The organism is Sulfitobacter sp. UBA1132 (assembly GCF_002311545.1).
Taxonomy (GTDB): Bacteria; Pseudomonadota; Alphaproteobacteria; order Rhodobacterales; family Rhodobacteraceae; genus Sulfitobacter; species Sulfitobacter pontiacus.
This window is the reverse complement of sequence record NZ_DCAN01000006.1, coordinates 408,057-432,964: the sequence shown is the minus strand read 5'-3', so window position 1 is coordinate 432,964 and position 24,908 is coordinate 408,057. Positions and strand designations below refer to the sequence as shown.

The window sequence follows — 24,908 nt, the reverse complement described above, 5'->3', positions numbered from 1 at the left end:
CCCATGCGGGGGTTCCAGCGCTGTGTTTGGTGACCAAAGTGTACGCCTGCTTCAAGCAGTTGGCGCATGGAGAACTCAGGAAGAGCCATGTCTTTATACCTTTCCGGTTTTGCCTCGTCGGGGGTCTCGATCCCGGAATGGGACCAACCGGCGGACGTTCAAGGATTTCTCCCTCAAAGGCCCAACCCCGACTGCGGGTTTAAGTGACGCGCGTATAGTCCGGATTTTCACGCTTCGCAAGGTCCAAGGCGCATGTTTTAGCGCCTGGGGCCCTATATCACCGCAATTCAGCGGGGTTTGGCGTTGCAAGCCCCGCCGAGGGATGGGCCGCGCGCACCTGCGCTTCACAGGCTTGGGCCAGGGCTTTGCGGTTCTCGAAATCGGCGACGGCCAGCGGCGTGTGATAGATCGTTGTTACTTGCCCCTGCCGCAGCGACGCCAAGGTGCGCAGCAGATGCCCGCCAAAGCTCATATCGCCCCACCAGCCATAAAACCGTGGGTCGGTCCCATTGGGCGCGGTATAGAGCACGGTCACAGGCTGCACCCAGATCACGTCGCGCAGTTCGGGCGCGAAGAAGGACTGGAAGAGCGTGGTTTTGAACGGCAAGACCTGCAGACCATCGGTGCTGGTGCCTTCGGGGAAGAACAACAGCCGGTGGTTGTCGAGCAAGCGACGTTGGAACACCTCGGTCTGTTTGCGCGCGTGTTTCGGATTGCGTTCGATGAACAACGTGCCGGTCGCCTTGGCGAGCCAGCCAATGCCGGGCCAGCTGGCGACTTCGGACTTGGACACAAAGTATATCCGTTGCGCCGCGTTCAAGCTGAAGATATCAAGCCAGCTGGTGTGATTGGCGACAACAGCGCCCCTGTGGCGCATCGGGGTGCCGATAACCGTGCGGCGTAACCCCATGATCCAGAATGCGATTTTGCAAACGATCTGGGTGATATGCGGGGTCACGGGCCGACCCTGCCCATATAGCGGGCGCTCTATCAGGCGGATCGCGAGCAGGATCACCAGCCCCACAAGAACCACCGTCGCCAGCGTCATCCCACGCAGCAGCATCAGCACCCAGCCAAGCGGCCCGACGGATACCGGTGTCGGGTGGTCGGCGCTGTCCCAGGCTGCGCTCATCCTTGTTGTCCGCTGTAGATCTTGGCCTGCCGCTCGCTAAGCCGGGCGGTGTCGAGCATCAAAAGCACATCCGTGGTGTTGAAGTCATGATCGATAAAGGCCCCCTCGCCCACACATCCGCCAAGCCGCAGATAGGCTTTGATCAGGCTGGGCATCTGCACCATCGCCTGACGCCGGTTCAAGATGTCGGCGGGGATCAGGTTCATCTCTTGGCGTGCCTTTGGCAAGGCGGTGACCCGCAGATCGGGCGGCGCGAGGTAGGTGTGATGCAGCAGCGACAAGGGCTGCGCCAATGCCTCGGCCTGGGTGCCATGAAAGCTCGCGACGCCAAAAAGGATCTCTATCCCGTGTTCCGCCACATAAGAGGCAAGCCCCGCCCAAAGCTGGTGCATCGCGATTCCGCCGCGATAGGATGGATGCAAACAGGACCGCCCCAGCTCGAGTATCTCGCGGCCAGAGGATTTGAGCGCGGACAGATCATATTCGTTTTCCGAATAGAACCCGCCTGCCCGATCCGCCATATCGCGGCGGATCAGCCGGTACACGCCGACAGTTTGCTGGGTTTTGCGATCAATAAGCAGCAAATGGTCCACGAAATCGTCGTATTGGTCGACCTCTCGCCGGTTTTCGTGATCCACCAAAGGCCCGCCCGCCCCCAGCTCGGTGACAAAAACGTCATACCGCAGCCGCTGCGCCGCATGAAGATCCGCTTGGGTGCGCGCCAGACGGACTTCGAACTCTGCCGCTTTTGCAATGATCATGGGCTGGTTTCGTCTCCGGTCGCAATCACGCGGATAAATAGGCAGTTGCCGCCCGTTGCGCAATGCTTGCCCCGCGTCGCGGTGGTTTTCGGCGAAAAATTAACGATTTGCTAACGAAGAGCCTTCATCAAAGACGGGGGTGAGCATCACCCGATGACTATCGACCACGATCTTGCCCTCGCTGCGGAAGTTTACCGTGACCTTGCCGCTGATATTGCTTTGCACCTGCCCCACGCCCCAATCGGGATGTGCGGGGTGGCGTACAAGCATTCCGGGTGTCAGTATCGCATTCAGGTCTTCCAAGCGTGCGTCCTTTCTGCGGCGCGGTGTGGGGGGCAGCTATTTAGGGCCAGCTAATTAGGGGGCGTCCCATGGTAGAAACCGACACTGATCTTGCCGCCTTGATCGGCAGCCGCATCTGCCATGACTTGATATCGCCGGTGGGCGCGATCAACAATGGGCTTGAGCTGCTTTTGATGTCGGGCATGAATATGAGCCCCGAAGTCGCGCTGATCGATGAAAGCGTGCGCAACGCCAGTGCGCGGCTGCGGTTCTTTCGCGTGGCTTTCGGCGCGGGCGACGCGCAGCCTGTCCCTGCCCAAGAAACAAGCGGTATCCTGCGAGATCTATATGCTCAGTCCAAATGGCAGGTATCCTGGCCCGACGGCGTTGCCGCGCCGCGCAATGCGCTGCGGATGGTGTTCCTGGGCCTGCTATGTCTGGAAACGGGGATGCCCTATGGTGGGCAGATCACTATAGATCACCGCGATGCGGGATGGGACATCACCGGCACGGCCGACCGGCTAAGCATCAATGCCGCGCTTTGGGGCGTGCTGGCGGGGCAGTCTCGGGCAGAGGGTCTAACAGCTTCGCAGGTGCAGTTCGGGCTGTTGCCCGCCATCGTGAAAGACAGCGGGCAACAGTTAACATCCATCGTGACAGAAACGACCATCACCCTTGGGATCACGGCTTAGCTGCGCACAGCCCCATCGCCACGCACCAGATATTTGAAGCTGGTCAGCTGCTCGGCACCGACAGGCCCGCGCGCGTGCATTTTGCCGGTGGCGATCCCGATTTCGGCACCCATGCCAAACTCTCCACCATCGGCGAATTGGGTGGAAGCATTGTGCATCAGGATCGCAGAATCCAGCCGCGTCATGAATTTGGTCGCCGCCGCATCGTCTTCGGTGATGATGCAATCGGTGTGGTTCGAGCCGTAGGTGCGAATATGGGTGATCGCATCGTCGATGCTGCCCACGGTTTTCGCCGCGATGATCATATCAAGGTATTCGTGACCCCAATCATCCGCCGTGGCCGGCACGGTGCCTTCAATCTCGGTTAGCTCGCCGTCGGCGCGCACTTCGACGCCAGCGTCCAGCAGCGCCTTGATCACGCCCTTGCCAATCGTCCGCGCCACTTTTTCATGGATCAGCAGACATTCAGCCGAGCCGCAAATGCCGGTGCGGCGGGTCTTGGCGTTCAGAACAACCTTCAACACTTTCTCGGGGTCGGCGTTTTCATCGATATAGATGTGCACGATGCCTTCGAGGTGCGCAAAGACCGGCACCCGCGCTTCGCGCTGCACCAGACCGACCAGCCCCTTGCCGCCGCGCGGGACGATCACATCAATCGTGTCGGTCATGGTCAGCATCTCGCTCACCGCGGCGCGGTCGCGCGTGGGCACCAGCTGGATTGAATCCGCAGGCAGATCAGCGGCTTCGAGCCCCTGTTGCAAGGCGGCATGGATCGCGCGCGAGGAATGGAAGCTTTCGGAGCCGCCCCGCAGGATCACGGCATTACCCGCCTTGAGGCAAAGAGCACCGGCATCCGCGGTCACATTCGGGCGCGATTCATAGATCACGCCGATAACACCCAAAGGCGTGCGCACGCGCTGGATGTTCAGCCCCGTCGGCTGATCCCATTCGGTCAGCACCTGCCCCACGGGATCATCCTGTGCGGCGATGCTGCGGAGGCTGTCGGCGATGGCGCTGATGCGCGCATCATCCAGCAAGAGCCGATCCATCATCGCGTCAGAGAGACCCTTGTCGCGGCCAAACTCCAGATCTTTGGCGTTCGCGTCCAGAATATCGGCGCTGCTGGCCATCAGCGCGTCAGCGGCTTTTTCAAGCGCGGTCTGCTTTTGGTCGGCACTGGCAAAGCCCAATGTCGCGGCGGCGGCTTTGGCGCGCGCGCCAATATCCGCCATCAACGCGGGAATGTCGTCTGTCTGTGTCATATCCAAGGTCATAACCTAATTACTGCTTTTTTGTCATTTCGGGTTGCCCTCTACCTAAAGCCTTCGGCGAGGATTTTAAACCATTTGGAGGTCAGGAAAGCGCAAGATCGTCCCGATGGATCAAAGCAGCACGCCCCGGCGCGCCCAGAATCGCCTCAATCTCCGAGGATTGTCGACCTTTGATCAGCTCTGCCTCTGCCGAGGTATAGCGTGTCAGCCCGTGCCCGATGGGGCGCCCATCTGGGGCCAGCAGCGCGACGGAGTCGCCGCGCCCGAAGGGACCGGAAACAGCGGTGACACCGGCGGGCAAAAGCGACTTGCCCTTGGACATGGCAGCCACTGCACCGGCATCCAATGTGACGCTGCCGCGCGGTTTGATTGCCGTAATCCATTGTTTGCGCGCGGTTTGGGGGTCGGATTGCGCGGTGAACCAGGTGGCGTTGGCCCCGTTTTCAAGGGTCAGCAGAGGCCGCAACGGTGATCCTTCGGAGATGGCCATAGCGCAGCCCGCGGCGGTCGCGGTTTTCGCGGCCATCAGCTTTGTCTTCATGCCGCCCTTGGAAAGGCCAGAGCCCGCATCGCCCGCCTGCGCCTCGATCTCTGGGGTGATCGTGTCGATCACATCATAGCGGATGGCATCGGGGTCGTCATTGGGGTTGGCGGAATAGAAACCATCCACATCCGACAGCAGGATCAACCGGTCTGCCGCCACGGTCACGGCGATCTGCGCCGCGAGCCGGTCATTGTCGCCAAAGCGAATCTCGTCCGTGGCGACGGTGTCATTCTCGTTGACGATGGGTACCGCCCCCATGGACAACAGCTGTTCCATCGTGGCGCGGCTGTTGAGATACCGCCGACGATCCGCGCTGTCTTCCAGGGTGACAAGCACCTGCGCGGCGGTGATCCCATAGGGTTCCAGCGCCTCTTCATAGGCGCGGGCCAGACGGATCTGCCCCACCGCGGCCGCGGCTTGGGATTGTTCCAGCGCAAGCGTGGTTGGCGGCAGCCCAAGCACACCACGCCCCAAAGCGATGGAGCCCGAAGACACCAGCACCACATCCTTGCCCTGCCCCTTGAGCCACGCCACATCCTGCGCGAGACTTTGCAGCCAATCGCGGCGCAGTTGGCCGGTGGCCCGATCGACGAGCAGCGCTGAGCCGATTTTTACAACGATACGGGTGCCGTCGCTTAGGGTTGCCAAGGTGCCTCTTCTTCATCTTCGGAGCGGAAACGCAGCCGATCGTCGTCAATTTGGCCACGCAAAGCCCGCAGCACCTCGGTGACCCCTTCGCGGGCGACGCCAGACATCATCATGACCTCTGCGCCGCAGGCTTTTTCCAATTCCTCGCGGGCGGTTACGCGGTCATCTTCATCCAGTGCATCAATTTTATTCAGCACGGTGATCCGCGGTTTATCCGCCAGCTCGCCGCCATAGGCTTCGAGTTCGTTGATGATGGTCTGGTAATCTTCGGCAATGGTGTTTGACGTGCCATCAATCAGGTGGAGCAGCACCGCGCAGCGTTCGACATGGCCCAGAAACAGATCGCCCAGACCGCGCCCTTCGGACGCGCCTTCGATCAGGCCGGGGATATCGGCGACGACGAATTCGGTATTATCCACCCCCACAACGCCCAGATTCGGGTGCAGTGTGGTAAACGGGTAATCCGCAATCTTCGGCCGCGCGTTCGATGTCGCGGCAAGGAAGGTCGATTTACCCGCGTTCGGCAGGCCGAGCAGACCCACATCCGCGATCAGCTTGAGACGCAGCCACAGCGTGCGGTCCACGCCTTCCTGTCCGGGATTGGCACGGCGCGGTGCCTGGTTCGTCGCGGATTTAAAATGCAGGTTCCCCCAGCCGCCGTTGCCGCCCCGCGCCAGTTCGACGCGCTGGCCAAGCTCTGTCATATCTGCCAGCACGGTTTCCTGATCCTCATCAAGGATCTCGGTACCCACGGGGACGCGCAGGATGATGTCATCGCCATCCTTGCCGGTGCGCTGCTTGCCCATGCCGGGCTGGCCGTTCTTGGCAAAGAAGTGCTGCTGGTAGCGGAAGTCGATCAGCGTGTTCAGCCCGTCGACGGCTTCGGCCCAGACCGATCCGCCCGACCCGCCGTCTCCGCCATCGGGACCACCGTATTCAATGTATTTTTCGCGCCGGAAAGACACGCAACCGCCCCCGCCTGCGCCAGAGCGGATATAGACTTTGCACAGGTCAAGAAACTTCATCAAAAGGGCCTTTCGGGGCACGTGTGGTCATAGTTTATGGCTATACGTCCAGGTTGGTACGCAGGTCTCGCGCGCCAGACAATAGGTTTCCGCATTGCCAAGATAGCGGAAGCCCGCATTTGTCAACACTTTGGCAGAGGCAGGGTTGTCGCGAAATACCGAGGCGAACATATTTTTGTTGCGCAGCGGATTGGCCTGCACCAGCGCTTGTACCGCCTCGGACGCGAGATGCGTGTTCCAGAACGCAGGAGCGACCCAATAGCCGACTTCGGATTGATCGCGGTCCATCCGGATCAGGGAAATCACGCCCATCACCTCGGAGCCGCCGGTTTTCAGCCCATCCATGACCCAGACATCTTCTGTCCGGGGGGTGCTGGTGGCGCGGGTGATGAAGCTTTCGATCACGCCGGGCGGTAGCGGGTGCGGGATGGATGCGGTGCGCATCGCAACCCGTGGATCGCTGGCATAATGTTCGATCATCCCACGATCCGACATGCGCACAGGGCGCAGGTCAAACCGTTCTGTTTCAATCACTTGCTGTTGCGACACTGTTAAATCTTCCATCGTTATGTCCCTCCTCCGAACAGCACGAACAAGACAGAGGCCACCGTCAAAGCGGCCAAGGTCCACATCAAATACTTCTCCCAAACGGTGCCGGCGACCGTCTTTGCGATCCCCGCACCGGCCAGCGTCCACAAGGGGTGCAGCACGATCTGGCATCCCAGCAGCACGGCGGCCACCGTGGCCGTCGCCGCCAGCGCAGGCGTCCCAGGCGCGATGAAGGCCGTGAAGCTGCCCACAATCATCGCCCAGGCCTTGGGGTTCAGCGGGTGGACGATCAGCCCGGCCAGAAAGCCCGGTGCGGCCTCGGTTCGTGCGCCCTGCCCCAACCGCAGGTTCGCAACCTTCCACGCCAGCCAGATGATATAGGCGGCAGAGGCGAATTTCAGCGCGACGAAAACCCCCGGCGCGCGGTCGGCCAGTTGCATCAACCCGAAACCCACTGGCCAGATCACCAGCTGTTTGCCAAGGGCCACGCCCGCGACAAAAGGCAATGCCGCGCGAAAGCCGAAGCGCGCGCCCGTGGCCATCAGCGCCATATTCGCCGGTCCGGGTGTGCCGATCTGGCTTGCCGCAAAGACGATAAAGGATGTCAGTGCGACGCTCATGACTGGCTCTTCTTCTTGCGCTTTTGCCGCGGCTTGGCGTCATAGACGGGCGGAACGTAATCGGGTTTGATCAGCCCGAACAACAGGTTGTCGTGCCATTCGCCCCCCAGAAAAGACGACTGCCGGGCGCGGCCTTCGGGGGCAAAGCCGACTTTGGTGAAACAGGCCGCAGCGCGTTCGTTGATGTCGAGCACGCGGGCAGAGAGGCGGTGCAGCGCCAGCGGGCCAAAGGCGTGGGCCGCAAGCAGATGCAGCGCGCGTGTACCCAACCCCTTGCCCAGTTTCTTGGGGGCCAGAATGCCGATCGCGACATCGGCGCTGGCGTCCCACGGACGCAGACTATGCAGGCGCAGCGCACCGATCATCTTGCCGCGATGTTCGATGACCCAGGCCAGCGGTTCAACCAGCTGCGTTTCATACCAACGTTCGGCCAGCGCCTTGGTCATCACCGGCACGGCGTTCAACTCTGCCCCGAACATGTGGTGGATCTCGGGCGTGTTTCCAAGCTTGAACCGGGCGTCGATGTCACGGTGTTCGGGCGCGCGCAGACGGATGGTGCCATCGCTCAGCTCGGGGCGGTTTGATCGTGACATAACGGCCCCTCCCTTCCTGGGTGAACACTGGGCGATAAAATGGAAAAGGGACCGGCGTTTCCGCCGATCCCTAAATTTTCAAACCTCTCGGGTGCGGCTTATTCTGCGGCTTCTGCCGCTGGCAGGACCGAGATAAACGTACGGTTCTTCAGCCCCTTGTGGAACTGGACCTTGCCGTCAACGGTTGCGAAGATCGTGTGATCCTTGCCCATGCCAACGCCTTCAGCGGGCCAGTACTTTGTACCGCGCTGACGCACCAGAATGTTGCCGGGAATGACAGCTTCGCCGCCATATTTTTTCACGCCAAGACGACGACCTGCTGAGTCGCGGCCGTTACGGGATGAGCCGCCTGCTTTTTTATGTGCCATTGGTGTCTCTCCTTAGCCTTTTGCGAGTTCTTTGGCCTGTGCGATCCAGTCTTCACGACCGACGCGACCTTTGAACGACAGTTTCTCTTCGATAGCTTCGACGTCAGCGTCTGTCCAAGCAGCGATCTGTGCGAAGGTTGTGATGCCTTCACCGTTCAGCTTGCCAACGATGACGGGGCCAACACCGGAGATCTTGCTCAGATCGTCGGCGCCTTCGGCTGCGGGTGCAGCTTTGGCCTTCTTCGCCTTGGCAGGCTTGGCCGATTTCTCTTCGGCCTGGTTGTTCTTCACGCGCTTGGCCATTTCGGCCTGATCGGTTTTGTTCAGCGCATACCGCTCTTCCATGGCTGTCACGGCAGCAGCGCTGACGGACCCGGTGCCGATGGCCGCTTTGACGTCGGATTTATCCGCGCCGGACGACAGGATCTCGCCGATCTTGACCAGTGTCAGCTTTTGACGGTGGCCTTTGGTACGCTTAGAAGAGTGCTTCCGGCGGCGCTTGACGAAGTGAATGACTTTCTCGCCCTTGATCTGATCGACGACCTCGGCTTGAACGCCGGCCCCTGCGACCAAAGGAGCACCCAGCTTGGGGGAATCGCCGCCCAGCATGAGAACTTCGTTGAATTGGACTGTTTCGCCCGCGTCAGCAGCCAAACGTTCTACCCGCAGCATATCGCCGGATTGAACTTTGTACTGCTTGCCGCCTGTCTTGATGACCGCAAACATGCGTCTTCCTTTACTGTTTCCGCATCCTGTGGTCCCCGTTCGGGAGTTTGTCGGGCCTTGGCCCACCTCGGACAGCGCATCCCGTTTCGGGATGTTCATGAAATAACAAAGGCACCCGAAACGGGCACCCTTAGGTTGAGGCTTGCCGTATGATGCACCGCCCCCCTGATGTCAAGGGCCAGCACGGGCCTCGCAGGACTTATCGCAAAGGCGGTGCGGCTGGCTATAACTCCTCGGCCACCATGTTCAACGCAACTGCGCGGCCAAGGGCATAGGACACGTCTTCGTATGCGGTGCCAAAGCCCTCGAACAGCGCTGTATTCAGGCTGCGCCCCGCATCGCTTTGCGCAAAGGCGATATAGCGGTCAAGCTCTGCATCCTCCAGCGGAGAATACGCCAGCAGCAGATAGCCATAAAGCCAGCCGCGCGTGTCTTGCGCGATCTCTTCTTGCTGCTGCGCCACGTCGGCCAGCATCTCGGCCTCTGTCATCTGCAGCGCGTTGCCATCTGCCATCCCGCGCATGAATTGAAAGTTGGAATTCATCGCTGCGGTGACATTGCGATCGATCATATCGCCACTGTCGATCAATGTGGCGATCTGCGCCAGACGTGGGTCGTCGCTGCCCTCAAGGTCATGGAAACCTGCACGGGCGGCGTCTTCCACCTCGGGGTCGGTGATGGCGGCGCGGGCCTCGTTCTCGAGCGTGATGATCCTTGCGCCCGTGTCTTGCGCGAAAAAGGCAATGACATCCTCGCGGGCCTGCCCTTGCAACCCCGCATCCAATGCCCCGCGCAGGGTTTCGACGATCCGTTCGGGGTTGTAGATGGCACGCACCTGCAGCGCCCACCCCGCGCCGCCCTGCCCGCCCAGCATATCGCGATCAAGCGTTTCCGCGTTCTCCAATCCCTCGCGCTGCAAAATCTCGGCCAGCTCGCCAAGACGCAGGACATCCACCAGCACGGTTGACCGCGCGTCGGCCCAAAGCGGCAGCGCCAGCATCGACAGGCCAGCAGCAAGAACAAAGGCGCGCATGGTTACAGGTCCTGACTGGGTTGCATGGTGCCAAGCCGCTGTGCGACCTCTTCAAACCGGTTCGCCATGATCTCGAACTGCACGGCGTTCATCAGCGCGTAGACCTCCTGCATCTGCGGATCTTCCAGCGCCTTGGCATAGACCAGTACCTCTTCATCCGAAAACGCCTGATAGGTATAGGCCGCACCCGCCAGCGCGTTCTCTTTGATAGAGGCGCGCATCTCGGGCTCTTGCGCGCGCATCGCTTCGCGCAGGTCGGGTTCTTCCATCTGTAATTCGATCACGCCCGCGCCCGCCGCTGCCATCAGGAACCGGATCTGCACCTCTTGCAGCGCCTTGATCGAGCTCTCCTCGACATCGCTCGCCCCGTTCAGACGCGCCAACAGATCCACACGCGGAGAATCGATCCCGCGCAGCCCGTTCAGGATCGCATCGCCCGCCTCTGCCTTCGCGGCATCGTCTTCCTCCATATGCGACGCGTTTTCAGCGGCCACCAGGCGTTGGCCCAGATCGCTGGCATAGAAATCCGAGGCATGTTCCAGCGCATCATCGCTAAGCGCCTGCGCCAGAATACCGGCCCCCATGTCCAGCATCAAATCCGTCTCGAATACCTCGCGCACCAGACGCGACCATTCAGAGCCGAAGGCATCCGCATCAATCCCCAGCATTTGCGGCGCGGAATCAGCAGACAGCCGGATGCTTTCAAGAGCGACATCAAACCCTGTGACTTCCAGAAATGCATCGACCCTTTCCCTGTCGGCGGCCCGTGCCATCGGTGCAATCAGCGATACCATGACCGCCAATCCAAAACATAAAGTTAACGGCAAACGGGACAGTCGGCGCATCAGGGCATTCCTTTCAAGTTGATCCACCCCAAGAGCTTAGGCGAAATCCATCTGTCAGCAATGAAATTCCCCGTGTCCGCGAAAACTGGCCTAGCCCCCCTTGCCACCCCGCAAAATCCATCCTAAACGGACGCACCACACCGATGCGGAGAGGTGCCGGAGTGGTCGAACGGGGCGGTCTCGAAAACCGTTGAGCCTTCACGGGTTCCCAGGGTTCGAATCCCTGTCTCTCCGCCACTATCCCCCTGACAGTTGAGGCCCACCCCTTACGGGACAAGCCGTCGCCTTGGTCGCACGCCCCCGTGGGGCGGTGCGCTGTCAAAATCTGCGATCAGGGTCGAGATGCTGCACCCGTCCGCGTTAAAAATCCCCCGGCGCGCATTGCAGACAGGCAAGCCCCTCGGCCCGCCATGCGTCAACGACCGAACTGCGATCATCGATGACCAGCCAGGGGGCCAGCCCGTCCGCTTGCATTTGCGCCAGCGCTTGGCGTTTGACGTCGGGATCGCTCGCGGCGTCCTGATCCTTGGCGCGCAGGTAAACGCCGTCGAAGGGCAGATCGTGTTTGTGCAGCCAGGCGATCGTGTGTTCCGCCCAACCGTCAGGGCGGCCCGAGCAGATGACGATCGTCTCGCCGCTTTGCTTCAGGCGGCGCATCAGTTTGGCGATGGGGGCAATCAGCGGGGCGTCGGCCATCGCCATGTGGAAGGCATCCCATTGCTTCTCGACGCCATGCACCAGATGACCCAGCTTTGCCGCGTCGAACTCGGCCAGAGTGCCGTCGACGTCGAATACCACGCAAGGTTTCAGGGGGGCGGATGTCATAGCTCTTTCTCCTCAAGAAGTGTGCCCGACCGCTGAAACAGGATCGGGATGGCGTTTGGCGGGCGTGTGCCCGCGTCATGGGGTGTCCACAGCACGCGCGCGGCGCGGATGATACCGGAATGGCAGACCAGCACCGGAAGGTGGCCAGCGGGTGTGGCGGCACAGGCCGCGTGGATCGCGCCTGCGACACGATCAAGCATGGCGGGCCAGCTTTCGCCGCCTTCGGGGGTGTCTTCGCGTATGGGTTGCTGCGACAGCGGCTGCCCCTCGAACGCCCCCCAGTCGCGTTCGCGCAACGCGGAAATCACGGTAAAACCGCGCTGCGGAAAGGCGAGCTTGCAGGTTTCTCGCGCCCGTGCGGCGGGGCTGGCGAAAAGCGTGACCGGCTGCGGCCAGCGACGACGGGCCAGCGCGCGCGCCTGATCGCGGCCATGGGCGGTCAGCGCTACATCGGTCACCCCTGCGATGATGCTTTGCGCATTGGCGGTCGTCTCGCCGTGGCGGATCAGGCAAAAGTCCGAGGGCGGAAGCGCGGCCACCCTCACAGGCGCACCAGATCATGCATGAAAACCTCGACGCCTAGATCCTCGATCAGGTAATCCTCGGGCTGGGTGCAGAAGGCTGGCGCAAAGCGTTTCGCGCCAAGCCGTTCCAGCATACGCACCTGATCACGCAGCGGCGGGTGTACGTTCCAGCGTTGGAAATATCCCCCCGGCACGCTGCAGATCCCGCGGGCATGGGCGGTCATATGGCCGGTAAAGACCACATGCGCGTCGCGCCCCAAACGGCCGCTTTCATGCCAGGCGCGCACATAGCCCCAGGCGGCACCGCCATCGGCATTGGGGGTGTCGCAGACAAGAAAACGCGCCTCGTCCAGCGGGCCGCGCGCCAGCAGCGGGGCGATCTTGGCCGCATCCTCGCCAAGCGTGCCGCTGCGCAGACCCGTCGCCAAGACCGCCTGACATTCAGGGTCCAGCATGACGCTGGCGTGACCATAGCGCCGGATCAGGTGCAAGGCCATTTCGCCCGCCCTGCCCGATGGCGGCACTGGCAAAAGCACCTGCCCCTCAAGCCCGTCTAGCAAGGCGTCAAGTGCTGCAAATCTTTCGGTCTGGGGCACATCGTCAAGCTGGTAGGAACAGTCCAGGATCGCCGTTGCCGCGGGGGGCGGAAGATCCAGCGGGAACCAGTCGGATTCCTCGGACCAATCGCCCGAGTAGAACAGTCCCTCGCCCAAGGCGAAATGCATCCAGACACCGCCCATGGCGTGCCCGTTACGCCCCGTGGTCAGCTGCACGCCATCGATCACGGATACCCCCTGTTCGGGCAGCAGGTTGACCTTGGCGGCAGGGGGCAGCGCCTTGGCGGTTTGCGCGGTGGCATAGATCGGCAGCCCCGCCTCTACCGCATAGATCGCCCCGCCGATGTGGTCGATATGGTCGTGGGTGATAAAGACCGCATCCGCGCCCTTCAGCCAGCGCGGGTCAAAATGGGCGTGGGCCTCGGGGCCAAAGCCGCAGTCCAGCAGCCAGCGCCGATTGCCCGTGTTCAATTGCATGCATGCGGGGCCTTTGTCCCCGATGCCGGAAAGTACTCTTACGCTTTGCATTTAATCCTCGGAGAATGCCCATGGGGTGGTGATCGTCAGGCCAAGCTGCATGCCGACATCAAACCGTGCCCGTGTTTCAGCCAGCAGACGCGTGCCGCAGTCCGCGACGGTTTCCAGAAGGTATTTGCCGCCCAGATAGGTCACCCGCGCCACTTTGGCGCGCAGGTCGCCGGTTTCGCTGATGGTCAGGTTTTCGGGGCGCAGGCAGACATGGCTTGGCAGGTCATCCCCGCTTTGCACCGCGATCCGCGTCCCCAGGACATGGCCGTGCAAGGCGCTATCGCTCTTTTCGACCCCTCGCATAGGCACCACCGTGCCGCGCCCGACGAATTCGGCGACAAAGCGGTTCCTGGGGCGTTCATACAGCGTTTGGGGCGTGTCGAACTGCTGGATGCGGCCCTTGTCCATCACGGCGATCCGGTCTGCCATGGCCATCGCCTCTGATTGATCGTGGGTGACATAGACCATCGTCGCGCCGGTGCGCTTATGGAAATCGGTGAACACCGTTTGCATCGACGCCCGCAGCGCCACGTCAAGGTTGGCCAGCGGTTCGTCCAGCAGCACCGCATCGGGGTGCGACACCAGACAGCGCGCCAAAGCGACCCGCTGACGCTGCCCGCCCGACAGGTTGGAGGGCATCCGGTCGGCATAGTCCGTCAGCCCCGTCGCCTGTAACGCCTGATCGGTCTGCGCGGTGATCTCGGCCTTGGAAAAACGCCGGATCTCCAGCGGATAGGACACATTGCGCCGCACGTTCATATGGGGCCAAAGCGCGTAGGACTGGAACACGAAACCGATGTTGCGATCCTCGGGCGGGACCATGCGGTTGCCGGCCACATGCGCGACCTCGCGCGGGCCGATGGAAATCTGCCCCGTCGTCGGCATCTCGAACCCCGCAAGCAGGCGCAGCAGCGTGGTCTTGCCGCAGCCCGACGGCCCCAGCAGGGCGACGAATTCGCCATCTCTGAACGTGGTGGTGATGTCATGCAGCGCGGGGGCACCGGCGAATGATTTGCCAAGCGCGGACAGGCTTATGTCTGCCATGGGACTACTCCTTTGGGGAAACGTCGGGACATCAGCTGCACCAGCACCATCAGCGCCATAACCACCAGTACGATGGTCATCGCCAGCGCGCTGGCCATCGCGGTCTCGCCGCTGTCGTCCAGATTGAAAATGACCACGCCCAACGTCTCGGTCCCCGAGGACCAGAGCAGCGCGGAAACCGTGAGCTCGTTAAACGCGGTGAGAAACACAAGGATCGCCCCTGCCGCCGCCGCCGGTGCCGAGAGCGGCACGATCACATCGCGCAGCCGCTGGAACAGCGATGCTCCCACCGATTGCGCGGCTTCGCCCATGGCAGGATCCAACTGCTTGAGGCTCGCTTGCACGGGGCGGAACATCACCGCGAAGAACCGCGCCAGATAGGCCAGGAAGATGATCCAGATCGTGCCGTACAGCGTCGCATCGGTGAACGGCAGCTTGATCAGCAGCAGGATCATCGCAATCGACAGCACCACTCCGGGCAGGGCATAGGGTAGATCCAGCAGGCTGTCGAACAGCCGCGACAGCCGCGTCGGGTTCCGCTCCATCAGCCACGCCAGCGGCAGGCAGAGCAGCATGAGCACAACCGCCGCGCCGATCGCCAGACCAAAGGAGTTCGCAAAGGCCCGCGTCGTGACCGGTTGGCGCAGCAGGACCTCGGTCCACGCCTGAAGGGTTACGGTGTCAAGTCGCAGTGGCACGCCATAGGCAGGCACCAGCGACGTCGCCAGCAGGCCGAACATGGGCAGCACAAGGATCGTGCAGACCACGGCCCATAGCAACACCTCGACCGGCAGACGCGCCGCCCCGAGCGGGATCGCCAAGGGGCGCGACGTGGCCCCCACCAGATAGACCCGTTGGCGCGATTGGAAGAACCGTTGCGTCAGGATGCCCGTTACAGCTACCGCACCGATCAGCATGGCGAGGATCGATACCTCGGCCAGCACGCTGGTGCCCATGCCCGCCAGCTTTTGGTAAACCAGTGTCGGCAGGGTCGCATAGCCCGCCGGAATACCCAGCATCGCGGGAATGCCAAAGTTGCCAAGGGCGGTGACAAAGGTGATTGCCGTTCCCGCCGCCAAACTGGGCAGGGTCAGGGGCATGACCACCTGCCACCACGTGCGCAGCCCCCGCGCGCCACTGATGCGCGCCGCCTCTACCACCTCTTGCGGGATGGCGCGCAGACCTGCACGCAGGGTCAGGAAAATAATCGACATATGCTGGATGCCCAGCAACAGAATGATACCTTGCGCCGAATAAAGCGGCTGCGGTGAGCCCAGTGGCGGGGCCATCCCCAAGGTCTTGAGCAACACAGACGACGGCCCCATAATCTGGGTCCACGACAGCGCGGTGATCTGGGGCGGGATCATCATCGGGATCATCAGGCAGAAGACCAGCGCCGCCTTGGCGCGCAGATCGGTCAGCGCTACCAGAAACGCAAAGGCAGCCCCCAGAACCACCGAGACCAGGGTGCCAAACCCTGCGGTCACCAGCGAATGTTTCAGCGCGCTTAGCGTCGATGGCTGGCGCAGCACCTCGCCCGCAAGCGACAGGCCAACCGCGCCCTGATCCGTCACCCCTTCGACAAACAGGCGCAGCACCGGCGCAAGAGTCAGGCTGATCGCCACAATCAAAATGGTAGAGAGCAGCCACCCCTCGGACCGGCTGCCCCCGTTTTTTGTCAGAACGCCCATTACTCGGCGCCAAACAGCTCTGTGAATTTGGCCTTGTTGGCTTCGGCGTCTTTCAACGCGGTCGCGGGATCGAAATCCATCAGTTTGATGTCTTCGCGCGCAGGGAAGCCGGCGGGCACGCCCATGCCATCGCGCGCGGGGATATAGCCCATCTCAAGCACCACATCCTGTCCTTCCGCGCTTAGCAGGAAATCGACGAACTTCTGTGCGCCTTCGACGTTCTTGGCGGTCGACATGATCGCCACAGGCTCGGTCACATAGGATACGCCTTCGGTCGGGAAGACGAATTCGATAGGCGACCCTTCGGCCTTGTTGCGGATCGCGAGGAAGTCGACGACCATGCCATAAGGTTTCTCGCCCGAGGCCACGGCCTTGAACGTGCCGCCGTTGCCGCCTTGGGCGCGGGCGTCGTTTTCCGCCAATTGTTCGTAATAGCCCCAGCCAAGGCTGTCATCGCCGGTCAGGGTTGCCAGATGGATCAGCGCCGCACCGGAATACAGCGGAGATGGCATGGCCACCTGCCCTTTCAGCGCCGCATCGCTCAGGTCGTTCCACGAGGTCGGAGCCGTCTCGACGCCGGTGTTATAGACGATGCCTGTCGTGATCAGCTTGGTCGAGTGATAGAAGCCGTCGGCAGAATACAGCGCGCTGTCATAATTGGCAGCCTCGGGGGATTGGTAGGCGGTCAGCAGACCGTCTTGAGCCATGCCCTCCAGCGTCACGGTGTCGGCGATCAGCAGCACGTCGGGCTGCGGGTTGCCTGCCTCGATCTCGGCGCGCAGACGGGCCATCAGTTTGGTCGTGCCGTCGCGGACCCATTCGACATCGGTGTCGGGGTTGGCGGCTTTGAAGGCGTCCACAGTCTGCTGTGCATCTGCATTGGGCTGCGAGGTGTAAAGTGTGATTGTATCTGCAAGGGCCGTGCTGGCCATCAGGGCAAAAGCGGTGGTGGTGAGGATGGTTTTCATGGGGCTCTCCTAAAAAGGTAGCTTTCGTACGAAAGCATTTCACGCTCGCCTTATTCCCATCTTACGCTACAGATTTATGACATTTGCGTAACAGATTTAATTATATTGCGCCGTGGACGGGGTCGCTCTAGAGTCCGGCTAACCTTGAGTTGTTTTCGAAGGAAAATAGATGGCGCGACCTACTCTGACCGACCGGCGCGACAGGATCATTGCGCTGCTGTCGCAGAACGACGCTTTGTCCGCTGCCGAACTATCGCAGCGTCTGGACGTTTCGGTGCAGACCATCCGCGCCGACCTGCGCGAGCTTGATGATGCGGCACTGGTGCAACGGCGGAAGGGTAAAGTGCAGCTGCGCCAGCAAAGCGAGAATATCGGCTACCTGCCCCGTGAAACCATCGCGCGACAGGAAAAGCAGCGCATCGCCTTGGCGGTTAAGACCCTGATCCCCGATGGCGCACGGGTGGCGCTTGGGACGGGGACGACGGTTGAGCATTGCGCGCGGTTTCTGTCGTCGCACAAAGACCTATTCGTCGCGACCAATAGCATCCACGCGGTGTGCGCCCTGCAGAATGCCGCGGGCGTGATGGTGGAGCTGGCGGGCGGCAATGTACGGATGCGCGATCTGGATCTGATCGGCGCTGCAGCGCTGGCGTTTTTCGCGGGTTACCGCATGGATTACGCGGTGTTCAGCTGTGGCGGGCTGTCGGGGTCGGGCGCGGTGATGGACTATAACTCGGACGAGGTGCTGGCGCGCAAGGCGATTGCGGGCTGCGCCAAGACGACGATCCTGGTGGCCGATCAGGGCAAGGCGGAGTTGGACCTTGCCTGCCAGCACGCGGAGATCTGGGCTTATGATTACCTTGTCACAGGGGCCGCGCTGTCGCCCGATCTGCTGTCCCGCGCCGCCGCCCATGGGTGCACGGTGATCAAGGTCTGATCCCTACCCCGTGACACGCCGTAGAAAGGATTGGGTGCGCGGGTCTTTGGGCGCATCAAGCAGTTCTGCCGGTGGGCCCTGTTCGACAATCCGCCCCTCGTCCATAAAGACGATCCGATCCGCAATCTCGCGCGCGAACTGGATCTCGTGGGTCACGATCAGCATGGTCTGTCGTTTCTCGGCCACGCGCCGCATGAGGTCGAGCACCTCTCCCACCCATTCGGGGTCCAGCGCCGAGGTCGGTTCGTCAAACAGCATCAGATCCGCATCCAGCGCCATCGCGCGGCCGATGCCCACCCGTTGCTGCTGGCCGCCCGACAGTGCTGCGGGGTAGCTGTCGGCTTTCTCGAACAGACCGGTTTCGCGCAGTGTCGCATCGGCACGGGCGTTAGCCTCGGCCTTGCTATAACCCTGAACTGTAATCAGCGCCTGAGTGATATTCTCGCGCGCGGTCTTGTTGGCAAACAGCGCGTAGTTCTGGAACACGAAGGACGTGCGCCGCCGCAGCGCCAAAATATCGGCGCGTTTCGCCGTAGCTGCATCGACAGACATATCGCCAATGCGGATGATGCCCGCGTCAGGCGCATCAAGAAAGTTCAGGCAGCGCAGCAAAGTGGACTTCCCCGTGCCCGACGGCCCGATGATCACCACCCGTTCGCCTTGGGCAATATCAAGCGAGATATCTTTCAGTACGGCGGTGCTGCCAAAGGATTTGGTCAGGCCGGATATGGTGATCCCGTCATCCGTCGCCCTGCCCGTCTCTGGAATGCTTTGTGTATTGGTCATCGCGCATGTGCCTTGTTCAGATAGACCTCTAGGTGACGCTGTGCGAAGGCCAATGTCTCGACCATGACCCAATAGATCGCGGCGACGACGAGAAAGGCTTCGAAGTAGAGGAAGCTGCCCGCTGCCTCTTTCTGGGTCGCCCCCATCAGTTCGGTCACCCCGAGGGTAAAGGCCAGCGAGGTGCCTTTGATCATATCGATAAAGTAGTTCACCAAAGTCGGTGCCGCGACCCGCGAGGCCTGTGGCAGAATAATCTGGCGCATCATCTGGCCTTGGGTCATGCCAACGGCCTGCGCGGCCTCCCATTGGCTGCGATCCACACCCAGAATGGCGGCGCGGATGCTTTCCGCCATATAGGCCGAGAAATGCAGCGTCAGCCCCATGATGGTCGCGGTGACGCCGTCGATCTTGCCCAGAAAACTCAGGACTTGCGGCAGGCCGTAGTAGAACAGGAACAACTGCACCAACAACGGCGTGCCGCGAAAGAAGCTGATGAACAGCCGCACAAAAACGTCGAGGACCGGAACCCGAAACACCCGTTCAACCGCGAGCACAGAAGCCAGTACCAATGCGCAGACCATGCCCACAAACGCCATGAACAGCGTCAGCGGGACATAGCCCAGCAACACAGGCAGCAAGCCCCACATATATTCGAAATCCAGTCCCCGCATCTTGTGTTACTCGGCTGTTGTGATGTCAGAGCCGAACCATTTTTCCGAAATCTCGGTCAGGGTGCCGTCTTCTTTCAGCTTGGTAATCGCGGCGTCGAAGCGGTCACGCAGGGCCTGACCTTCGTCATCGTTACGGAAGGGCAGTGCGTTGCGGATTTCGCTGAAGGGTTTGCCTGCAAGCGCCAGCGGCAGCGGGCTTTCCGCGATCAGCTGGGCCGAGGAAACGCGGTCCATCACAAAGGCATCCACGCGACCAAGGGCCGTGTCTTGCGCAATGTTGCTTTCATAGGTGCGAATGTCGATCTCGCCCGCGTTCGGCAGCTCGTTCAGCAGTTCCTCGAAGTTGGAGCCGAGGTTGACCGCAACGGTCTTCCCGCTCAGATCCTCGACACTGCCGATGGTGTCTTCGTTGCCCTCTTTCACCACGACTTGCGCCCCGTCAAAGACATAGGGCTGCGAAAAGGCGAATTTCGCCTCGCGTTCGGGGGTGATGGTGATCTGGTTGGCGATCGTGTCGATGCGGCCAGATTCCAGCGCGCCGATCAGGCCGGAAAAGGACATGGTGACAAAGTTAACTTCGTCGCCGGTTTCCTTGGCGACGGCATTGATGAAATCGACCTCGAACCCTTGAAGCTCGTCAAGCTTTACGAAGGTAAAGGGAAAGTACCCGCCCGACATGCCGACATTCAGCGTCTCTGCCTGAGCAGCACTGACGCCGGTAGCAAGGGCGATTGCGGTAAGTGTGGCGTGTTTGATCATGATATTCTCCGTTACGTCTAAGGGGGAGGTAACATGACGCAGCCGCGCTTCAATGGCGCAGCGTCAAGCAAGTCCGCGGTGGTGTCATTCATCCTTGGTCAGGAATAAAATTCTGGCAAGGACTTTGATCGCGAAACGCTGTTTCGGGGGCCGCAGCGGCGGAAGGGGTTTTGGGGGAAGATATCAAGCGATGCAGTACCTGATTGGGGGAATCACCAGCGCCGGATTTCACCGCATAAGCATCTGATCGGACAAAATAAAACCGCCGCAAAGTGGGAGGACTTTGCGGCGGGGAAACTCTTGTGGCTTTTGGCGTCGTGGTTAGCGCAGGGCAACCGCTTGCGAGGCAATATGGCGGATCTCGCCACGTGCAACACCGATATCTGCCAGATCCCGGTCATTCATCGCCGACAGCTCGCGGAAGGTCTGGCGTTTGGCGCGTTGGTCAGCGCTGTAGGCACGGAATGCATCAAGCGACTGGCGCAGCTTGGGCATCAGACCCGCAACAGGTGCGGCGGTATATGTGGATGTATAATAGCTCATTTCTTATTCTCTCTTTCACGTCTATGCGGCGGCCTATCCACCGCATTCGGTTTGGTATGTTCCGTCAGCGAAGCGCTGGCGGTTTAGGCTGCTGCCGTGCCGCGGGGTGCGGTGCGGAACAGGCCGGTAAACTTGCGCGATGCTTTGGCAACAGCGGCAGAGATATAGGCACTGCGCAGCGCGTTGGCTTCGGCAAGAAGACGGTCGACTTCGACCGGAGTGGCGGTTTTGTATGTAGCTTCGGTTTTCATTTTCCAGCTTTCCATTTCAGGGCTTCAATGCCCGTGACCGTCATATGTGCGCGGTGCAGCAAAGGTGCAAACCATAGTGGATATGCGGAAAACGCATGGCTTAAATGGCACAGTTTCGCCCCAAAACCGCCCATATCCGGCCCTTAAACCGGCAGTTTTCGACTTCACCGTGAACGAAAGGGCCGCCCGAACGTTGGTAGCCCCTGAAACGGAGAGACCAACACAAGCCGGAGAAGACCCATGACCAAGCAATCGCCGCAGCAGCAACAATCCGCCCCACCCAAACCCGCGCCGGAAAAACCCCAGCCGGTGATATTTACGGATTATGCCAGCATCTGAAAGTGACAGGCGGCAAGCTGCGGTATAAACAGCCCGGTATGACTGACCCTGTTTCTTCCATCCGCAATCTTGGCCCCGCGTTCGAGGAAAGCTGCGCCCGTGCTGGCATCCACTCTGCGCAAGAGCTGCGCGATCTTGGTGCCGATGCAGCCTATGAGAGATTGCTGCAAAATGGTCAGCGCCCCCACTTCATCGGGTACTATGTTCTGGTGATGGGGCTTCAGGGGCGCCCGTGGAACGACTGCAAGGGGGAAGAAAAGAAAGCCCTGCGGGTCAAGTTCGACGCGATCAAGGCCCGTGCCCATGATACCGGACGCTCTGAATTCGAACGCATGATGAACCTGATCGGTGTGCGCGAGGCGTAACGCGTCCCTGCGAAACCCGAAGGCGGCAGCGGAACGGCACTGCGCCCATAAGCGTTGGGTCGCTAACGTAGCCCCAACAGGATACCCTGCCCCATGCCACATACCCCCGATGTTCAACACGACCTTGACCGGCTGCGTGGCCTTGCCCGTACGATGGACAGCGCCCTGCGCGTGCCTGTGCTGGGCGTTCGGCTGGGCTGGGACAGCATCCTTGGCCTGATACCCGGTGTTGGTGACGTTCTGGCTTTGGCACCGGCGGGCTATATCTTGAAGGAAGCGCATCGCATGGGCGCAAGCCGCTCGGTCCTTGCGCGTATGGGGGCGAATGTGGGCATCGACCTTGCGATCGGTGCGATCCCCCTGATCGGTGACATCTTTGACGTGGGCTGGAAGGCAAACATCCGCAACGTCGATCTGTTGCACCGTCATCTTGAACAAACGGCGCTGATGAAAACCGTGAGCCCTGTGGACGGTGAACTGTCATCACACCATCCGACCCTTAAAGGCTGAACAGATCGGCCGCCGATATGTGATCCCCGTTGCATGAAAAAAGGGCCGCAGTTGCCTGCGACCCTTTTCATCTGTCCAAACCTGTAAAGGCTTAGCCAACCAGTTCCAGACCGGAGAAGAAATACGCGATTTCGACTGCGGCTGTTTCAGGTGCGTCGGACCCGTGAACGGAGTTTTCGCCAACGGATTCGGCGAATTCTGCGCGGATCGTGCCTTCGGCTGCGTCTGCTGGGTTGGTTGCGCCCATCACTTCGCGGTTTTTCGCGATGGCACCTTCGCCTTCGAGAACCTGAACAACAACAGGCTCGGACGCCATGAATTCGCACAGTTCGTCATAGAAAGGACGCTCGGCGTGTACGGCATAGAAAACGCCGGCTTGTGCCTTTGTCATGTGAATACGCTTTTGTGCGACGATGCGCAGGCCGGCTTCTTCGAATTTGGCGTTGATTTTGCCGGTCAGGTTGCGGCGTGTTGCGTCTGGTTTGATGATCGAGAATGTGCGCTCAAGGGCCATGATAGCTCTCCTAGGTGGGGTTGATTTGGCCGCTCCCTAGCATGGGTCATGCCCCGTGAAAAGCCGCGATTGACGCGGGGCCAGACATGGTTCACACCGCGTCCATGTTAAGCATTTCAGAAATCAACTATTCCGTCGAAGGCCGTCCCTTGTTCGAGGAAGCCAGCGCGGTCATCCCCGAAGGCCACAAAGTGGGTCTGGTCGGGCAAAACGGTGCGGGTAAAACCACGCTGTTCAAAATCATTCGCGGAGAGCTGTCGCTGGACGCGGGCGACATCAGCCTGCCCTCGCGCGCCAAGATCGGGGGCATCGCCCAAGAGGTCCCGTCCTCTGACGTGTCGCTGATCGATACGGTGCTGGCCGCCGATGTCGAACGCGCCGCCCTGATGCACGAGGCAGAGACAACGGATGATCCCGCGCGCATCGCCGAGGTGCAGACCCGCCTTGCCGATATCGACGCCTGGTCCGCCGAAGGCCGTGCCGCCGCGATCCTCAAGGGGCTCGGCTTTGACGACCATGATCAGCAGCAGCCCTGTTCGGCCTATTCGGGCGGGTGGCGGATGCGCGTGGCGCTGGCGGGCGTTCTGTTCGCGCAGCCGGATTTGCTGCTGTTGGACGAACCGACCAACTACCTTGATCTTGAAGGCGCGTTGTGGCTGGAAAACTACCTGTCGAAATACCCGCATACGGTGATCATCATCAGCCACGACCGTGGTCTGTTGAACCGTGCCGTCGGTGGTATCTTGCACCTCGAAGACCGTAAGCTCACGTATTATCAGGGTAATTACGACCAATTCGCGAAAATGCGGGCCGAAAAGCGCGCGCAGCTGACCGCGCAGGCGAAAAAGCAGCAAGCGCATAAGGCGCATATGCAGGCCTTTGTGGACCGCTTTAAGGCCAAGGCGTCCAAGGCGAAACAGGCGCAGTCGCGGATGAAGGCCATCGAGAAGATGGTGACAATCACGCCGCCGGAGGAAGCCGCGCGCAAGGTCTTTACCTTCCCGCAACCCGATGAGCTTTCGCCGCCTATTATCAGCATCGAAGGCGGATCGACCGGCTATACCGAGGGCCAGCCCGTCCTGTCGCGCCTGAACCTGCGGATCGACCAAGACGACCGCATCGCGCTGTTGGGCAAAAACGGTCAGGGTAAATCCACCCTGTCCAAGCTGCTCTCCAACCGTTTGGTGTTGTTCGAGGGCAAGGCGATCAACTCCAGCAAGCTGCGCATCGGGTTCTTTGCACAGCATCAGGTGGATGAATTGATCGTCCATGAAACGCCGCTGCAGCATATGATCAGCGCGCGCCCCGGTGTGATGCAATCCAAGTTGCGCGCACAGCTGGCGGGGTTCGGTCTGGGGCCGGATCAGGCCGATACCGAAGTGGGGCGTTTGTCGGGTGGGCAAAAGGCGCGTCTGTCGCTGCTGCTTGCCACATTGGACGCACCGCATCTGCTGATCCTCGATGAGCCGACCAACCACCTTGATATCGAATCGCGCGAAGCGCTGGTCGAGGCGCTAACGCGCTATTCGGGTGCTGTGATCCTTGTCAGCCACGATATGCACCTTTTGTCGATGGTCGCGGACCGTCTGTGGCTGGTGTCGAACGGCACGGTCAAACCCTATGAGGATGACCTTGAAGCCTATCGCAAGATGCTGTTGACCGTGGAAAAGCCCGTCAGCAAGAACCCCAAACCGGTCAAGGAAGCGCCAAAACCCAAACGCGCCAACCGCGAAGATATCCTTGCCCTGCGCGCCGAAGTGCGCACGGCCGAGGCGCGGGTGACCAAGATCAACGACATGCGCGACAAGCTTGCGAAAAAGCTCGCGGACCCTGCCCTTTACGAAAAGGACAAAGTCGGCGAACTTGAGGTCTGGAACAAGAAATACGCCGAAGTCATGGCCGCGCTTGAACGGGCCGAAGCGATCTGGATGGGCGCGTTGGAAAAACTGGAAACCGCGTCGGCGTAATGCCAGCGCGGCGCAAGGGATAAGGACGGGGCTGGCCCCG

General features: G+C 61.0%; 31 protein-coding genes and 1 tRNA gene. 6 read left to right on the top strand and 26 right to left on the bottom strand.

Features of this window, described 5'->3' with window-relative positions; all coding sequences use genetic code 11:
* The 4 genes from B4F27_RS17650 to B4F27_RS05915 all read right to left on the bottom strand — a co-directional run.
* Positions 1-89 (bottom strand): 30S ribosomal protein S2 (locus tag B4F27_RS17650; RefSeq protein ID WP_414717689.1); only part of this gene is annotated, 89 nt, incomplete at its 3' end.
* A 188-nt stretch (positions 90-277) separates the two neighbouring features.
* Positions 278-1,132: a lysophospholipid acyltransferase family protein gene (locus B4F27_RS05925; RefSeq protein WP_286759129.1), complete on the bottom strand. Its 855-nt coding sequence runs from the start codon at positions 1,130-1,132 to the stop codon at positions 278-280.
* Positions 1,129-1,893: a GNAT family N-acetyltransferase gene (locus B4F27_RS05920; RefSeq protein ID WP_286759128.1), complete on the bottom strand. Its 765-nt coding sequence runs from the start codon at positions 1,891-1,893 to the stop codon at positions 1,129-1,131. The genes B4F27_RS05925 and B4F27_RS05920 overlap by 4 nt, the downstream gene beginning before the upstream one ends.
* A gap of 99 nt (positions 1,894-1,992) precedes the next feature.
* Positions 1,993-2,196 carry a DUF3553 domain-containing protein gene (locus tag B4F27_RS05915; RefSeq protein WP_005853586.1) on the bottom strand — a complete coding sequence of 68 codons (204 nt, stop codon included), beginning with the start codon at positions 2,194-2,196 and terminating at the stop codon, positions 1,993-1,995.
* A 68-nt stretch (positions 2,197-2,264) separates the two neighbouring features.
* Here B4F27_RS05915 and B4F27_RS05910 point away from each other — a divergent pair, with 68 nt between their 5' ends.
* The gene (locus B4F27_RS05910; protein ID WP_286759127.1) at positions 2,265-2,867 is read left to right on the top strand and encodes a histidine phosphotransferase family protein; all 603 of its coding nucleotides are present in this window, start codon (positions 2,265-2,267) and stop codon (positions 2,865-2,867) included.
* Here B4F27_RS05910 and B4F27_RS05905 read toward each other — a convergent pair.
* The 10 genes from B4F27_RS05905 to B4F27_RS05860 form a co-directional block, all read right to left on the bottom strand.
* Positions 2,864-4,141 (bottom strand): glutamate-5-semialdehyde dehydrogenase, encoded by a 1,278-nt coding sequence (locus B4F27_RS05905; RefSeq protein ID WP_286759126.1) that lies wholly within the window; start codon positions 4,139-4,141, stop codon positions 2,864-2,866. The genes B4F27_RS05910 and B4F27_RS05905 overlap by 4 nt on opposite strands.
* A gap of 79 nt (positions 4,142-4,220) precedes the next feature.
* Positions 4,221-5,330, bottom strand: a complete 1,110-nt coding sequence (gene proB, locus B4F27_RS05900) for a glutamate 5-kinase (RefSeq protein WP_286759125.1) — start codon at positions 5,328-5,330, stop codon at positions 4,221-4,223.
* The gene (obgE, locus tag B4F27_RS05895) at positions 5,318-6,355 is read right to left on the bottom strand and encodes a GTPase ObgE (protein WP_005853579.1); all 1,038 of its coding nucleotides are present in this window, start codon (positions 6,353-6,355) and stop codon (positions 5,318-5,320) included. Before obgE ends, proB begins: the two co-directional genes overlap by 13 nt.
* 27 nt (positions 6,356-6,382) lie before the next feature.
* Positions 6,383-6,919, bottom strand: coding sequence for a GNAT family N-acetyltransferase (locus B4F27_RS05890; protein ID WP_005853576.1), 537 nt, complete (start codon positions 6,917-6,919; stop codon positions 6,383-6,385).
* 2 nt (positions 6,920-6,921) lie between these two features.
* Positions 6,922-7,524, bottom strand: coding sequence for a LysE family translocator (locus B4F27_RS05885; protein WP_286759124.1), 603 nt, complete (start codon positions 7,522-7,524; stop codon positions 6,922-6,924).
* Positions 7,521-8,117 (bottom strand): GNAT family N-acetyltransferase, encoded by a 597-nt coding sequence (locus B4F27_RS05880; RefSeq protein WP_184582059.1) that lies wholly within the window; start codon positions 8,115-8,117, stop codon positions 7,521-7,523. The genes B4F27_RS05885 and B4F27_RS05880 overlap by 4 nt, the downstream gene beginning before the upstream one ends.
* Positions 8,118-8,215: 98 nt before the next feature.
* Positions 8,216-8,485: a 50S ribosomal protein L27 gene (gene rpmA, locus B4F27_RS05875; RefSeq protein ID WP_005853571.1), complete on the bottom strand. Its 270-nt coding sequence runs from the start codon at positions 8,483-8,485 to the stop codon at positions 8,216-8,218.
* Positions 8,486-8,497: 12 nt separating this feature from the next.
* Complete coding sequence (locus tag B4F27_RS05870; protein WP_005853569.1) at positions 8,498-9,211, bottom strand: 50S ribosomal protein L21; 714 nt, start codon at positions 9,209-9,211, stop codon at positions 8,498-8,500.
* A gap of 223 nt (positions 9,212-9,434) precedes the next feature.
* Positions 9,435-10,244 (bottom strand): hypothetical protein, encoded by an 810-nt coding sequence (locus tag B4F27_RS05865; protein ID WP_286759123.1) that lies wholly within the window; start codon positions 10,242-10,244, stop codon positions 9,435-9,437.
* Positions 10,245-10,246: 2 nt separating this feature from the next.
* A complete protein-coding gene (locus tag B4F27_RS05860; RefSeq protein ID WP_074634903.1) occupies positions 10,247-11,089 on the bottom strand; it encodes a DUF2059 domain-containing protein in 843 nt (280 codons plus the stop codon).
* Between the two features lie 147 nt (positions 11,090-11,236).
* Here B4F27_RS05860 and B4F27_RS05855 point away from each other — a divergent pair.
* Positions 11,237-11,326, top strand: a tRNA-Ser gene (locus B4F27_RS05855).
* A 123-nt stretch (positions 11,327-11,449) separates the two neighbouring features.
* On the opposite strand, the gene B4F27_RS05850 is transcribed toward B4F27_RS05855, so the two are convergent.
* From B4F27_RS05850 to B4F27_RS05825, 6 genes are read right to left on the bottom strand one after another with little or no spacing between them, the layout of a single operon-like run.
* Positions 11,450-11,914 carry an HAD family acid phosphatase gene (locus B4F27_RS05850; protein ID WP_286759122.1) on the bottom strand — a complete coding sequence of 155 codons (465 nt, stop codon included), beginning with the start codon at positions 11,912-11,914 and terminating at the stop codon, positions 11,450-11,452.
* Positions 11,911-12,459 carry a histidine phosphatase family protein gene (locus tag B4F27_RS05845; protein ID WP_414717685.1) on the bottom strand — a complete coding sequence of 183 codons (549 nt, stop codon included), beginning with the start codon at positions 12,457-12,459 and terminating at the stop codon, positions 11,911-11,913. The genes B4F27_RS05850 and B4F27_RS05845 overlap by 4 nt, the downstream gene beginning before the upstream one ends.
* On the bottom strand, positions 12,456-13,472 hold the full coding sequence (locus tag B4F27_RS05840) for an MBL fold metallo-hydrolase (protein ID WP_286759120.1): 1,017 nt from the start codon (positions 13,470-13,472) through the stop codon (positions 12,456-12,458). The genes B4F27_RS05845 and B4F27_RS05840 overlap by 4 nt, the downstream gene beginning before the upstream one ends.
* A 51-nt stretch (positions 13,473-13,523) precedes the next feature.
* Positions 13,524-14,567 carry an ABC transporter ATP-binding protein gene (locus B4F27_RS05835; protein ID WP_286759119.1) on the bottom strand — a complete coding sequence of 348 codons (1,044 nt, stop codon included), beginning with the start codon at positions 14,565-14,567 and terminating at the stop codon, positions 13,524-13,526.
* Positions 14,555-16,258, bottom strand: coding sequence for an ABC transporter permease (locus tag B4F27_RS05830; protein WP_286759118.1), 1,704 nt, complete (start codon positions 16,256-16,258; stop codon positions 14,555-14,557). Before B4F27_RS05830 ends, B4F27_RS05835 begins: the two co-directional genes overlap by 13 nt.
* Positions 16,258-17,226, bottom strand: a complete 969-nt coding sequence (locus B4F27_RS05825; RefSeq protein ID WP_286759117.1) for an ABC transporter substrate-binding protein — start codon at positions 17,224-17,226, stop codon at positions 16,258-16,260. Before B4F27_RS05825 ends, B4F27_RS05830 begins: the two co-directional genes overlap by 1 nt.
* 169 nt (positions 17,227-17,395) lie before the next feature.
* Between B4F27_RS05825 and B4F27_RS05820 the strand changes: the two genes are divergently transcribed.
* Positions 17,396-18,163, top strand: coding sequence for a DeoR/GlpR family DNA-binding transcription regulator (locus B4F27_RS05820; RefSeq protein ID WP_286759116.1), 768 nt, complete (start codon positions 17,396-17,398; stop codon positions 18,161-18,163).
* Positions 18,164-18,166: 3 nt separating this feature from the next.
* Here the strand turns inward: B4F27_RS05820 and B4F27_RS05815 are convergent, their stop codons facing one another.
* The 5 genes from B4F27_RS05815 to B4F27_RS05795 all read right to left on the bottom strand — a co-directional run bounded on the left by B4F27_RS05815 (position 18,167) and on the right by B4F27_RS05795 (position 21,173).
* The gene (locus B4F27_RS05815) at positions 18,167-18,949 is read right to left on the bottom strand and encodes an amino acid ABC transporter ATP-binding protein (RefSeq protein WP_286759115.1); all 783 of its coding nucleotides are present in this window, start codon (positions 18,947-18,949) and stop codon (positions 18,167-18,169) included.
* Positions 18,946-19,620, bottom strand: coding sequence for an amino acid ABC transporter permease (locus B4F27_RS05810; RefSeq protein ID WP_005853555.1), 675 nt, complete (start codon positions 19,618-19,620; stop codon positions 18,946-18,948). The genes B4F27_RS05815 and B4F27_RS05810 overlap by 4 nt, the downstream gene beginning before the upstream one ends.
* A gap of 6 nt (positions 19,621-19,626) precedes the next feature.
* A complete protein-coding gene (locus tag B4F27_RS05805) occupies positions 19,627-20,379 on the bottom strand; it encodes an amino acid ABC transporter substrate-binding protein (protein WP_005853554.1) in 753 nt (250 codons plus the stop codon).
* A gap of 321 nt (positions 20,380-20,700) precedes the next feature.
* Positions 20,701-20,922, bottom strand: coding sequence for a DUF1127 domain-containing protein (locus B4F27_RS05800; RefSeq protein ID WP_286759114.1), 222 nt, complete (start codon positions 20,920-20,922; stop codon positions 20,701-20,703).
* Between the two features lie 83 nt (positions 20,923-21,005).
* Positions 21,006-21,173 carry an RSP_7527 family protein gene (locus tag B4F27_RS05795; protein WP_235183784.1) on the bottom strand — a complete coding sequence of 56 codons (168 nt, stop codon included), beginning with the start codon at positions 21,171-21,173 and terminating at the stop codon, positions 21,006-21,008.
* 377 nt (positions 21,174-21,550) lie between these two features.
* On the opposite strand from B4F27_RS05795, the gene B4F27_RS05790 reads away from it, so the two are divergent.
* Both B4F27_RS05790 and B4F27_RS05785 read left to right on the top strand, forming a co-directional pair.
* The gene (locus tag B4F27_RS05790) at positions 21,551-21,877 is read left to right on the top strand and encodes a TfoX/Sxy family protein (protein ID WP_005853551.1); all 327 of its coding nucleotides are present in this window, start codon (positions 21,551-21,553) and stop codon (positions 21,875-21,877) included.
* A gap of 93 nt (positions 21,878-21,970) precedes the next feature.
* Positions 21,971-22,387, top strand: a complete 417-nt coding sequence (locus tag B4F27_RS05785; protein WP_286759113.1) for a DUF4112 domain-containing protein — start codon at positions 21,971-21,973, stop codon at positions 22,385-22,387.
* Positions 22,388-22,478: 91 nt separating this feature from the next.
* On the opposite strand, the gene ndk is transcribed toward B4F27_RS05785, so the two are convergent.
* The gene (ndk, locus tag B4F27_RS05780) at positions 22,479-22,901 is read right to left on the bottom strand and encodes a nucleoside-diphosphate kinase (RefSeq protein WP_005853549.1); all 423 of its coding nucleotides are present in this window, start codon (positions 22,899-22,901) and stop codon (positions 22,479-22,481) included.
* 104 nt (positions 22,902-23,005) lie between these two features.
* Here ndk and B4F27_RS05775 point away from each other — a divergent pair, with 104 nt between their 5' ends.
* A complete protein-coding gene (locus tag B4F27_RS05775; protein ID WP_037945024.1) occupies positions 23,006-24,868 on the top strand; it encodes an ABC-F family ATP-binding cassette domain-containing protein in 1,863 nt (620 codons plus the stop codon).
* The last annotated feature ends 40 nt before the right edge of the window (positions 24,869-24,908 follow it).